The sequence below is a fragment of the Streptomyces sp. UG1 genome, assembly GCF_049974585.1.
GTDB lineage: Bacteria > Actinomycetota > Actinomycetes > Streptomycetales > Streptomycetaceae > Streptomyces.
Genome location: NZ_JBNGGG010000014.1, coordinates 165,928 through 178,467, shown reverse-complemented (window position 1 = coordinate 178,467; position 12,540 = coordinate 165,928). Strand labels below are relative to the sequence as shown.

Sequence of the window (12,540 nt, the reverse complement as noted above, 5' to 3'; positions counted from 1 at the left end):
GTTTGCAGCTCCGACGCGCCCCGCCGGACGGACTGAAAGATGCGCGCCCGGGACCCTCCGCGCGGCCCCGACCCACAACGCACCCGCAGACGCCACGCCCCCCCCACACACACCCCGCACAGGCCGCCGCAGGCATCCCCGGCTCAACCCCCGGAGGGCCCCCGCTGCCCATACCCCCGCAACCGCTCCCCCACCTCGGCCACCTGCCCCTCCGACAACAACGACGGCGCCAGCCCCGGAACCGACGAGGCCGTCAGCCACACCCGGCACATCCATTCCAGTTGGGCCGTACGGTCATACGCCTGGTCCAGCGTCGCGCCGCAGGCCATCGTGCCGTGGTTCTGCAGGAGGCAGGCGGTGCGGTCGGTGAGGGCCCGGAGCATGTTCTCGGCCAACTCCTGGGTGCCGTACGTCGCATAGGGAGCCACACGAACCGGTCCCCCCAGCGCCGCGGCCATGTAGTGGATCAACGGAAGCTCGGTCACCAGCGTCGAGACGGCCGTCGCATGCACCGCATGGGTGTGGACCACCGCACCCGCGTCCGTGGCGCGGTAGATCGCCAGATGCATCGGCAGTTCGCTGGTCGGCACCAGCGCCCCCAGCACCTGCCGCCCGTCCAGATCGACCCCGGTCACATCCTCCGCCGACAACCGGTCGTACGGCACTCCCGACGGCGTGACCAGCACCGTCTCCCCGACCCGCACCGACACATTGCCCGACGTCCCGACGACCAGCCCGTCCGCCACCGTCCGCCGCGCTGTCGCCACCAGCGTCTCCCACGCCTCCGCCTCCTCGGGCCGTACGCCCCGCTGATCCCGCTGCTGCTCACCCATGCGGCGATCCTGCCAGCCAGGCCCCGGACACCGCGTCAAGTCACCGCCGGGGCGGCGCACTTTAGAGGGGAAGACCGGCGTCCGGAAGGGCACACACAGGGACATATCACCCTCGCCCCACCCTTGGCCTGAGAACGATCGGCATTCAACGATCTTCCAGTACTCTCTGGGAGATTTGTCGTGCACGTCGCCATTCCGGGGGGAAATATGGCTCGTGATCGCAAACCGTCCCGTCACCGCTCCCGTCACCGCTCCCGCCTCGTAGCGATATCCGTGGCGGCCCTCACCCTCAGCGGAACCGCCCTCGCCGAGATCCCGGCCGCGGCCGCGAGCAAGCCCAAGGGCCACGACGTCTCCTCGCACCAGAAGGACGTCAACTGGCAGAGCTCGAAGGCGAAGGGCGCCAAGTTCGTCTACGTCAAGGCGACCGAGTCCCACACCTACCGCAACCCTTACTTCGGCCGGCAGTACAACGGCTCCCGCAACGCGGGCCTGGTCCGCGGCGCGTACCACTTCGCCGTGCCGAACAAGTCGTCGGGCAGGACCCAGGCCGCGTTCTTCGTACGCAACGGCGGCGGCTGGCGGTCGGACGGCTGGACCCTGCCGCCCGCCCTCGACATCGAGTACAACCCGTACAGCAAGCACAAGTGCTACGGGCTGAGCAAGGCGAAGATGGTCAACTGGATCCAGTCCTTCAGCGACGAGGTGAAACGACTGACCGGCCGCCGCCCGGTGATCTACACCACCACCCACTGGTGGAACACCTGCACCGGCACCAGCCGCGCCTTCGCCTCCAACCACGCCCTGTGGATAGCCCGCTACAACTCCTCGACCGCGGGCACGATGCCGGCCGGATGGCGGTTCTGGACCTTCTGGCAGTACGACAACGGCGGCAGCCTGCCGGGTGACCAAAATCTCTTCAACGGCTCCATGGCCCAGTTGAGGAAGTTCGCCCGGGGCTACTAGCCGGGCGACGCTTGGGCCGTACACCGACCGGCGGACCGAAGGTCTCCCCTTCCGGCACCCCAGGACACCGTGCGGCCCCCCTCAGTTCACCTTTCGTTCACCCAGGTTACCTACGTTCGTCCGGCCAATGACCTCGAACGATTGCCTGGGTAAATGGAAAACTTCTCGCTGATCCTCGCGATTGTGGTCGTGACCGCACTCGCGTTCGATTTCACGAACGGTTTCCACGACACCGCCAACGCGATGGCCACCACCATCTCGACCGGTGCGCTCAAGCCCAAGGTCGCGGTGGCCATGTCCGCCGTACTGAACCTTGTCGGCGCCTTCCTCTCCGTGGAGGTCGCCAACACGATCTCCAAAGGTCTCGTCGACGAGACCGGCATCCGTCCCGAGGTCATCTTCGCCGCGTTGGTCGGTGCGATCCTCTGGAATCTGCTCACCTGGCTGGTGGGCCTGCCCTCCAGTTCCTCGCACGCCCTGATGGGCGGTCTGATCGGCGCCACCATCGCCTCGGCCGGCATCGGCGCGGTCCACGGCGACGTGCTGGTCACCAAGGTGCTGATCCCGGCGATCGCCGCCCCGCTGGTCGCGGGCATCGCCGCGCTGCTCGCCACGCGCCTGACGTACACCTTCGGCAAGAAGGCCGACGGCAAGGCCGCCGCCAAGGGCTACCGCAGCGGCCAGATCGCCTCCGCCGGCCTGGTGTCCCTCGCGCACGGCACCAACGACGCGCAGAAGACGATGGGCGTCATCACCCTCGCCCTGGTCGCCGGCGGCGCCGTCGCCCCCGACTCCGACCCGCCCATGTGGGTCATCCTCTCCGCGGGCCTGGCCATCGCGCTCGGCACCTACCTCGGCGGCTGGCGCATCATCCGCACCATGGGCAAGGGCCTGACCGACCTCCAGCCGCAGCAGGGCTTCGCCGCCCAGACCAGCGCCGCCACGGTCATCCTGGCCTCCTCCCACCTCGGCTTCTCCCTGTCCACCACGCACTCCGTCTCCGGTTCGGTGATGGGCGCCGGCCTCGGCCGCAAGGGCGGCGTCGTCCGCTGGTCCACGGCCACCCGGATGTTCGTCGCCTGGGGCCTGACCCTCCCGGCCGCCGCCCTGGTCGCCGCGCTCGCGGAGTACGTGACGGGCCTCGGAAGCTGGGGCACGGCCGTGGTCGCCGTCTTCCTGATCGCCTCCAGCGCCGCGATCTGGAAGGTCTCCCGCCGCGAGGTCGTCGACCACACCAACGTCAACGAGAGCGAGGAGTCGCCCGGCGTGGTCACCACCGCCATCGCCGCCGTGACCCCGCCCCCGGCGGTCCCCGCGAACGCGGCGGCCGAGGAACTGGCGACCACGATCCCGGCCGCGTCGACCACCGAGTCGGCGCCGTCCCAGGCCACGGTCTGACCCGCCCGGTCACTCCCCTCACTCAGGCTCACTCGGACTTACTCAGGAAAGAAGAACCATGAAGATCGACTGGGCGGCCCTCGGCTCCGTCTTCGGCGTCAGCCTCGTGGTCACGGTGGCCCTGGTGGGCCTGTTCACCCTCGGCATCGCGGGCCTGTCCCGCCAGGAGAAGGCCTCGGCCCAGGGCGGCTCGGCCGCCCTCGCGGTCACCGGCGCGTACACGTGCTTCGCGGCGTGCGCGGCGGCGGTGGCGTACGGGATCTATCTGATCGTGGCCTGAACCACACCACACGCACCACCTGAAGCACCCGAGGTGCGGGACGGACAACCGTCCCGCACCTCACTGCTGTGTGGGCCTTCGCACACTCTCCCGTCGCAGGTCAACGGCAAGTTGACGCCCGTTCCAACGCCGTGGTGGACTTCCGGGGCCAAGTACGGCGGCAGGAGAGGAAGCCGGTGAGAATCCGGCGCGGTCCCGCCACTGTCACCGGGGTAGTAAGCCCCGGGAGCCAGGAACTCTCACCGCCGGTCTCGTCGAACCAGGGCGTGGACACCCTGAGTGAGGACACAACGCGATGCTCGCCTGCCGCTCGACACGCAACTGCGGACCCACGTCTGACCTCACGGTCGGCTGACCCCGATGCGAGCCGATCGCGTTTTCGCGTACGGCGCCGCCGCCGGGCTCCTCGGCGATCTGCTGCTCGGCGATCCACGCCGGGGGCATCCGGTCGCCGCGTTCGGCCGGGCCGCCGGTGCCGTCGAGAAGGTGTTGTGGCGCGACGACCGCGCGTGGGGTGTGATGCACACCGCCGTGTGCGCCGGTGGCGCCGTCGCCGCCGGGGCGCTCGCCGCGCGTGTCGTACGTACGTCTCCCGCCGCTGCCGTCGCGCTGACCGGCGCCGCCACCTGGGCCGTCGTCGGCGGGACTTCACTCGCCCGGGAGGCGCGGGTCATCGGACGGGCCCTGGAGGCGGGGGACGTCGAGGCGGCGCGGGCGCGGCTGCCGCATCTGTGCGGGCGGGATCCGCAGGCGCTGGACGCGGACGGGATCGCGCGCGCGGTCGTGGAGTCCGTGGCCGAGAACACCTCCGACGCGGTGGTGGGGGCGCTCGTGTGGGGGGCCGTCGGCGGGGTGCCGGGACTCCTCGGGTTCCGGGCCGTGAACACGCTCGACGCCATGGTCGGGCACAAGTCGCCCAAGTACCGGCGCTACGGCTGGGCTTCGGCCCGGCTCGACGACCTGGCCGGCTGGCCGGGGGCACGGCTGACCGCCGTACTCGCCGCCGTCGCCGGAAGTGATCCCCGTGGAGCGGTACGGGCCTGGCGTACCGATGCCGCCAAGCACCCGAGCCCCAACGCCGGGCCCGTCGAGGCCTCGTTCGCCGGGGCGCTCGGGGTCCGGCTCGGCGGGACGCTGTCCTACGGCGGGCGGGTCGAGCACCGGCCCGTGCTCAACGCATCCGGGCGGAGCGTCGGCACGGCCGACATCGAACGTGCCGTACGGCTGTCGCAGCGCGTCGGCTGGCTGGCGCTCGGCGTCTGTGTCGCCGCGCGCCGTGTCGCGAAGGGGCGTACGTCATGACGGGCGGTGGGCTGCTGGTCGCCGGGACCACCTCCGACGCCGGCAAGAGCGTCGTCACGGCCGGGATCTGCCGGTGGCTGGTGCGGCAGGGCGTGAAGGTCGCGCCGTTCAAGGCGCAGAACATGTCCCTCAACTCGTTCGTCACCCAAGAGGGTGCCGAGATCGGGCGGGCGCAGGCCATGCAGGCGCAGGCCTGCCGCGTCGAGCCGACCGCACTCATGAATCCCGTGCTGCTCAAGCCCGGTGGCGAGCAGAGCAGCCAGGTCGTGCTGCTCGGCAAGCCGGTCGGTGAGCTGAGCGCGCGCGGGTACCACGGCGGGCGGCAGCAGAAGCTGCTCGGCACCGTGCTCGACTGTCTTGCCGAACTCCGGGGCACGTATGACGCGGTGATCTGTGAGGGGGCGGGGAGTCCGGCCGAGATCAATCTGCGGCGCACCGACATCGTGAACATGGGGATCGCCCGCAATGCCGGGCTGCCCGTGCTGGTCGTGGGCGACATCGACCGCGGCGGTGTCTTCGCCTCCTTCTTCGGGACCGTCGCGCTGCTGTCGGAAGAGGACCAGAGGCTGATCGCCGGGTTCCTCGTCAACAAGTTCCGCGGCGACGTCTCGCTGCTCGAACCCGGCCTCGACATGCTCCACGGGCTCACCGGACGGCACACCTACGGCGTCCTGCCCTTCCGGCACGGGCTCGGGATCGACGAGGAGGACGGGCTGCGCGTTTCTTTGCGCGGGACGGTCCGGGAGTCGAACCTCGCCCCGCCCGTCGGCGAGGACGTACTGCGGGTCGCCGTCTGTGCCGTCCCCCTGATGTCCAACTTCACCGACGTGGACGCCCTCGCCGCCGAACCGGGCGTCGTCGTGCGGTTCGTGGACCGGCCGGAGGAGCTGGCCGACGCGGACCTGGTGGTCGTGCCCGGCACCCGGGGGACCGTCCGCGCACTGGAGTGGCTGCGCGAGCGCGGGCTGGCCGAGGCCCTGGTCCGCAGGGCCGCCGAGCAGCGACCGGTCCTCGGGATCTGTGGTGGCTTCCAGGTCCTCGGGAAGCACATCGAGGACGAGGTCGAGAGCCGGCGGGGGCACGTGGAAGGGCTCGGGGTGCTGCCCGTGCGGGTGCGGTTCGCCCGGGAGAAGACCCTCACGCGGCCGGTGGGCAAGGCCCTGGGTGAGGCGGTCGAGGGATACGAGATCCATCACGGAGTCGCCGAGATATCGGGCGGCGATCCCTTCCTGGACGGCTGCCGGGTCGGCCAGACCTGGGGCACCCACTGGCACGGCTCGCTGGAGTCGGACGGCTTCCGGCGGGCCTTCCTGCGCGAGGTGGCCGCCGCCGCGGGCCGCCGCTTCGTGCCGGCCCCCGACACCTCGTTCGCCGCGCTGCGCGAGGAGCAGCTGGACCGGCTCGGCGATCTGATCGAACAGCACGCGGACACGGACGCGCTCTGGCGGCTCATCGAGTCGGGCGCGCCGCAAGGACTGCCTTTCATTCCACCGGGAGCGCCCGTATGAGCACTGTGTTGTTGTTGTCGACCGCCGACACGGATCTGCTGGCGGCCCGCGCCGCCTCCGGTGCCGACTACCGGATCGGCAACCCGACCCGCGTGGACACCGAGACCGAGCTGCCGGCTCTGCTCGACGGCGCGGACATCGCCGTCGTACGGCTGCTGGGCGGCAAGCGGGCCTGGGAGGACGGGCTCGCGGCGCTCAAGGCGTCGGGCGTCCCGACCGTGCTGCTGGGCGGCGAGGCCGTGCCGGACGCGGAGTTGATGGCCGAGTCGTCCGTCCCGGCCGGTGTGGTGGCCGAGGCGCTGAAGTACCTCGTGGAGGGCGGGCCCGCCAACCTCACCGAGCTCGCCCGGTTCCTCTCCGACACCGTGCTGCTGACGGGCGAGGGGTTCGTCGAGCCGCGGAAGATGCCGGAGTACGGCGTCCACGGCGAGCGTCCCTTCGTCGAGGGCCGCCCGACCGTCGGTGTGCTCTTCTACCGGGCCCATGAGCTCAGCGGCAACACCGCCTTCGTGGACACCCTGTGCGACGCCGTCGAGGCACACGGCGCCAACGCCCTTCCCGTGTACTGCGGTTCGCTGCGCGGCGCGGACGAGGGGCTCTACGAGATCCTCGCCAAGGCCGACGCCCTGGTCGCCACCGTCCTCGCCGCCGGCGGCACGCACGCCTCGCAGGCCTCTGCGGGCGGCGACGAGGAGGCGTGGGACATCGGGGCGCTGGCCGACCTCGACGTGCCGGTGCTGCAGGGGCTCTGCCTCACGTCGTCCCGGGCGGTCTGGGACGAGTCCGACGCCGCCCTCTCCCCCATGGACGCGGCGATGCAGGTCGCGATCCCCGAGTTCGACGGCCGCCTCATCACCGTCCCCTTCTCCTTCAAGGAGCAGGGCCCCGACGACGTTCCCGTGTATGTCGCCGACCCCGAGCGGGCCGGGCGCGTCGCCGGGATCGCCGTACGGCATGCGCGGTTGAGGCACAAGCCGAACGCCGACAAGAAGCTGGCGCTCGTCTTCACCGCCTACCCGACCAAGCACTCGCGTGTCGGCAACGCCGTCGGCCTCGACACGCCCGCGTCGGCCGTGCGGGTGCTGGACGCGCTCAGGGACGCCGGTTACGGCCTCACCGAGTACCCGGCGGGCGGCGACGAGCTGATCCACCGGCTCATCGAGGCGGGCGGTCACGACGTCGAGTGGCTGACCGAGGAGCAGTTGGCCGCGGCGCCCGCGCGCGTGCCGCTGGCCGACTATCGGGCGTGGTTCGACAAGCTCGACCCGGAGCTGAAGGACGCCATGACCGAGGCCTGGGGCGAGCCGCCGGGTTCGCTGTACGTCGACGGGGACGACATCGTCCTGGCCTCCCTCCGGTTCGGGAACGTCGTCGTGATGATCCAGCCGCCGCGCGGCTTCGGCGAGAACCCGATCGCGATCTACCACGACCCGGACATGCCGCCGTCGCACCACTACATGGCGGCGTACCGGTGGCTGGAGAACAGCTTCGGCGCCGACGCGATCGTGCACATGGGCAAGCACGGCACGATGGAGTGGCTGCCGGGCAAGGGCCTCGGGCTCAGCGGAGGGTGCGCCCCGGACGCCGTCCTCGGTGATCTGCCGCTGATCTACCCGTTCATCGTCAACGACCCCGGCGAGGGCACCCAGGCCAAGCGCCGCGGCCACGCCACCGTCGTCGACCACCTGGTGCCGCCGATGGCACGCGCCGACACCTACGGCGACCTGGCCAAGCTGGAGCAGCTGCTCGACGAGTACGCGCTCGTCTCCGACCTGGACCCGACGAAGGCGCCGGCCGTGCGCGCCCAGATCTGGACGCTGGTCAAGGCCGCCGAACTGCACCACGACTTGCATGTGGACGAGCAGCCGGAGGACGACGAGTTCGACGAGTTCGTCATGCACATCGACGGTTATCTGTGCGAGATCAAGGACGTGCAGATCCGGGATGGTCTGCACATTCTGGGTGGCGGTCCGGTCGGCGAGCCCCGCGTGAACCTGGTGCTCGCCGTGCTGCGCGCCTCGCAGGTGTGGGGCGGGCAGGCGAACGCGCTGCCGGGGCTGCGGGCGGCGCTGGCCGCTCATTTCGGGCTGGTGGAGAAGGAATTGCTGGCCGAGCCGGGAGCTCCGGTGAAGGTGCCGGTGGAGCTGACGGATCTGGTCGAGGGTCCGTCCCGCACGGCCGCCGACACCATCGATCTGCTGGAGCAACTGTGCCGGCGGATCGCGGAGGGAATGGAGTCCAACGACTGGGCGGTGTCTCGGGCCCCCGTCCTCGTCCGTGACGTCCTCGGCACCGAACTCCCGGACGCGGTGGCCGTGCTGGAGTTCGCCTGCACCGAGGTCGTGCCCCGCCTCGCCCGTACCACCGACGAGATCGGCCACATCCTCAAGGCGCTCGACGGCGGTTATGTCCCGGCGGGCCCGTCCGGCTCCCCGACGCGCGGACTGGTCAACGTCCTGCCCACCGGCCGGAACTTCTACTCCGTCGACCCCAAGGCGATCCCGTCCAGGCTGAGCTGGGAGGTCGGGCAGTCGCTCGCCGACTCCCTCGTCCAGCGATACCTCCAGGACACCGGCGAGTACCCGAAGTCCGTCGGCCTGACGGTGTGGGGTACGTCCGCGATGCGCACCCAGGGCGACGACATCGCCGAGATCCTGGCGCTGCTGGGCTGCCGTCCGGTGTGGGACGACGCCTCGCGCCGGGTGACCGGCTTCGAGGTGATCGGCCTGGCGGAGCTGGGACGCCCGCGCATCGACGTCACCGTCCGCATCTCCGGGTTCTTCCGGGACGCGTTCCCGCACGTCGTGGGCCTGATCGACGACGCCGTGCGCAAGGTCGCCGAGTTGGACGAACCGGCCGAGAGCAACTTCGTGAAGGCGCACGCCGACGAGGACACCGCCGGGCACGGCGACCGGCGCAGGGCCACGGCTCGTATCTTCGGGTCGAAGCCGGGGGCGTACGGCGCCGGTCTGCTGCCGCTGATCGACGCCCGCAACTGGCGCTCGGACGCCGACCTGGCCGAGGTGTACGCGGTCTGGGGCGGCTACGCCTACGGGCGCGGGCTCGACGGGCGGGCGGCGCGCGGGGACATGGAGACCGCGTTCAAGCGGATCGCGGTCGCCGCGAAGAACGTCGACACCCGTGAGCACGACCTGGTCGACGCCGACGACTACTTCCAGTACCACGGCGGCATGGTCGCCATGGTGCGGCATCTGACGGGCGCCAACCCGGAGGCGTACGTCGGTGACAGCGCCACTCCCGACCAGGTGAAGACGCGGACGCTCGGCGAGGAGACCCACCGTGTCTTCCGCGCCCGCGTGGTCAACCCGCGCTGGATGGCGGCCATGCGCCGGCACGGCTACAAGGGCGCCTTCGAGATGGCGGCGACCGTGGACTACCTCTTCGGGTACGACGCCACCGCGGGCGTGGTCGACGACTGGATGTACGAGAAGCTCAGCGCGGAGTACGTCTTCGACGCCGAGAACCGGGACTTCATGAAGAAGTCCAACCCGTGGGCGCTGCGCGGCATCACCGAGCGGCTTCTTGAGGCCGCCGACCGCGGGCTGTGGGCCGAGCCGGACGCCGACACGCTGGAGCGGCTGCGCGCCACCTACCTGGAGCTGGAAGGCGACCTGGAGGGCGACGAGAAGTGACCACCCCCTTCCCCTTTACGGCCGTTGTCGGCCAGGACGACCTGCGGCTCGCGCTGCTGCTGAACGCCGTGTCCCCGGCGGTCGGCGGTGTGCTGGTGCGCGGCGAGAAGGGCACCGCCAAGTCGACCGCCGTACGGGCGCTGTCGGCGCTGATGCCGCAGGTGCCGGTGCTCCCGGGGTGCCGTTTCTCGTGCGACCCCGCCGCCCCCGACCCCGCGTGCCCCGACGGACCGCACGCGCAGACGGGCCCCGGCACCCGCCGCCCCGCCCGCATGGTCGAACTCCCCGTCGGCGCCTCGGAGGACCGGCTGGTCGGCGCGCTGGACATCGAGCGGGCGCTGGCCGAGGGCGTCAAGGCCTTCGAGCCGGGGCTGCTCGCCGACGCCCACCGCGGAATCCTGTACGTGGACGAGGTCAACCTCCTCCACGACCATCTGGTCGACCTGCTGCTGGACGCGGCGGCGATGGGCGCGTCGTACGTCGAGCGCGAGGGCGTCTCGGTCCGGCACGCCGCCCGTTTCCTCCTCGTCGGCACCATGAACCCCGAGGAGGGCGAGCTGCGCCCGCAGTTGCTCGACCGGTTCGGGCTGACCGTCGAGGTCGCGGCCTCGCGGGAGCCGGACCAGCGGGTGGAGGTCGTACGGCGGCGGCTGGCCTACGACGACGATCCCGACGCCTTCGCCACGCGGTGGGCGGACGAGGAGGCCACCGTACGTCAACGCATCGTCGCCGCACGGGAGTTGCTGCCGTCGGTGCGGCTGGGGGACGGGGCGCTGCGGCAGATCGCGGCGACCTGTGCCGCGTTCGAGGTGGACGGGATGCGGGCCGACATCGTGATGGCGCGTACGGCCACCGCGCTGGCGGCGTGGGCCGGGCGGACCGATGTGCTCGCCGAGGACGTCCGGCAGGCGGCGCTGCTCGCGCTGCCGCACCGCAGGCGGCGCAATCCCTTCGACGCGCCCGGCCTCGACGAGGACAAGCTGGACGAGACCCTGGAGGAGTTCGGGGGCTCCGAGGACGAGGATCCGGATCCGGATTCTGATCCTGATCCGGATGGGCCCGGTGGGGGTGGTGGGCAGCCGCCCGCCGAGGGGCCGCAGAGCGATGGCGGCTCCGGCGCCCGTCCCGAGGCCGGCGAGGACGGGGAGCCGCAGGCCTCCGGGGCCGGTGAGCAGACTCCCGTACGGGCGTCGGAACCCTTCCGTACCAAGGTGCTGAGCGTGCCGGGCATCGGTGAGGGTGCCGCCGGGCGGCGTTCGCGGGCGCGGACCGAGCACGGGCGGACCACGGGGGCCCGGCGGCCCCAGGGGGCGCTGACCAAGCTGCACTTGGCGGCCACCGTGCAGGCGGCGGCGCCGCATCAGCGGGCCCGGGGGCGGTCGGGGCGTGGGCTGGTGGTGCGCCGGGACGATCTGCGGCAGGCGGTCCGGGAGGGGCGCGAGGGCAATCTCGTGCTGTTCGTCGTGGACGCCTCCGGGTCGATGGCGGCCCGGCAGCGGATGAGCGCGGTGAAGGGGGCCGTGCTGTCGTTGTTGCTGGACGCGTATCAGCGGCGGGACAAGGTGGGGCTGGTGACGTTCCGGGGGTCGGCCGCCGATGTGGCGTTGCCGCCGACCTCGTCCGTGGACGCGGCGGCGGCTCGGCTGGAGTCGCTGCCGACGGGTGGGCGGACGCCGCTCGCGGCGGGGTTGCTGCGCGCCCATGAGGTGCTGCGGGTGGAGCGGCTGCGGGATCCGGCTCGGCGGGCGCTGGTCGTGGTCGTGACCGACGGGCGGGCGACGGGTGGTCCGGAGCCGGTGGCGCTGGCGGGGCGGTCGGCTCGGCTGTTCGCTGCGGAAGGCGTCGCGTCCGTGGTCGTCGACTGTGAGTCGGGGCCCGTGCGGCTGGGGCTGGCCGGGCAGTTGGCCGGTGAGCTGGGGGGTACGGCCGTGACGCTGGACGAGCTGCGGGCGGAGTCGATCGCCGGGCTGGTGAAGGACGTACAGAGGAGGGCCGCGTAATGCCCAAGGGACAGCCGAGTGTCGTACCGGATGACGGGCTGACGACGCGGCAGCGGCGCAATCGGCCGCTGGTCGTCGTGCATACAGGGGTGGGCAAGGGGAAGTCCACCGCCGCTTTCGGGCTCGCGCTGCGGGCCTGGAACCAGGGGTGGCCGATCGGGGTGTTCCAGTTCGTGAAGTCGGCCAAGTGGAAGGTCGGCGAGGAGAACGCGCTGCGGGTGCTGGGGGCGTCCGGGGAGGGCGGGTCCGTCGACTGGCACAAGATGGGCGAGGGGTGGTCCTGGGTTCAGCGGGACCAGCAGATGGACAACGAGGAGAAGGCCCGGGAGGGCTGGGAGCAGGTCAAGCGGGACCTCGCCGCCGAGACGTACAAGCTGTATGTGCTGGACGAGTTCGCGTACCCGATGCACTGGGGGTGGGTCGACACCGATGAGGTGATCGACGTGCTTCGCAGTCGGCCGGGTGCCCAGCATGTCGTGATCACCGGGCGGAACGCGCCCGAGAAGCTGGTCGACTTCGCCGATCTCGTGACCGACATGTCCAAGGTCAAGCATCCGATGGACGCGGGCCAGAAGGGCCAGCGAGGCATCGAGTGGTGAT

The 12,540-nt window shown here is 71.4% G+C and carries 9 protein-coding genes and 1 riboswitch; of the genes, 8 read left to right on the top strand and 1 reads right to left on the bottom strand.

Annotated features, from left to right (window positions below; all coding sequences use genetic code 11):
• Nucleotides 1-143: 143 nt before the first annotated feature.
• Nucleotides 144-833: a class II aldolase/adducin family protein gene (locus tag ACP4J3_RS18075; protein WP_426535520.1), complete on the bottom strand. Its 690-nt coding sequence runs from the start codon at nt 831-833 to the stop codon at nt 144-146.
• Between the two features lie 207 nt (nt 834-1,040).
• On the opposite strand from ACP4J3_RS18075, the gene ACP4J3_RS18070 reads away from it, so the two are divergent.
• The 8 genes from ACP4J3_RS18070 to cobO all read left to right on the top strand — a co-directional run bounded on the left by ACP4J3_RS18070 (nt 1,041) and on the right by cobO (nt 12,539).
• Entirely contained in the window at nt 1,041-1,799 is a 759-nt protein-coding gene (locus tag ACP4J3_RS18070) for a lysozyme (protein ID WP_426535518.1), read from the top strand.
• 153 nt (nt 1,800-1,952) lie between these two features.
• The gene (locus ACP4J3_RS18065; RefSeq protein WP_426535516.1) at nt 1,953-3,197 is read left to right on the top strand and encodes an anion permease; all 1,245 of its coding nucleotides are present in this window, start codon (nt 1,953-1,955) and stop codon (nt 3,195-3,197) included.
• A gap of 58 nt (nt 3,198-3,255) precedes the next feature.
• Nucleotides 3,256-3,477 carry a hypothetical protein gene (locus ACP4J3_RS18060; protein ID WP_426535514.1) on the top strand — a complete coding sequence of 74 codons (222 nt, stop codon included), beginning with the start codon at nt 3,256-3,258 and terminating at the stop codon, nt 3,475-3,477.
• 118 nt (nt 3,478-3,595) lie between these two features.
• A riboswitch (cobalamin riboswitch) is annotated at nt 3,596-3,735 on the top strand.
• A 102-nt stretch (nt 3,736-3,837) separates the two neighbouring features.
• On the top strand, nt 3,838-4,779 hold the full coding sequence (locus ACP4J3_RS18055) for a cobalamin biosynthesis protein (RefSeq protein WP_426535512.1): 942 nt from the start codon (nt 3,838-3,840) through the stop codon (nt 4,777-4,779).
• On the top strand, nt 4,776-6,287 hold the full coding sequence (locus tag ACP4J3_RS18050; protein WP_426535510.1) for a cobyric acid synthase: 1,512 nt from the start codon (nt 4,776-4,778) through the stop codon (nt 6,285-6,287). The genes ACP4J3_RS18055 and ACP4J3_RS18050 overlap by 4 nt, the downstream gene beginning before the upstream one ends.
• A complete protein-coding gene (gene cobN / locus ACP4J3_RS18045; protein ID WP_426535508.1) occupies nt 6,284-9,940 on the top strand; it encodes a cobaltochelatase subunit CobN in 3,657 nt (1,218 codons plus the stop codon). Before ACP4J3_RS18050 ends, cobN begins: the two co-directional genes overlap by 4 nt.
• A complete protein-coding gene (locus ACP4J3_RS18040) occupies nt 9,937-11,940 on the top strand; it encodes a putative cobaltochelatase (RefSeq protein ID WP_426535506.1) in 2,004 nt (667 codons plus the stop codon). Before cobN ends, ACP4J3_RS18040 begins: the two co-directional genes overlap by 4 nt.
• The gene (gene cobO / locus ACP4J3_RS18035) at nt 11,940-12,539 is read left to right on the top strand and encodes a cob(I)yrinic acid a,c-diamide adenosyltransferase (protein WP_426535504.1); all 600 of its coding nucleotides are present in this window, start codon (nt 11,940-11,942) and stop codon (nt 12,537-12,539) included. Before ACP4J3_RS18040 ends, cobO begins: the two co-directional genes overlap by 1 nt.
• The last annotated feature ends 1 nt before the right edge of the window (nt 12,540 follow it).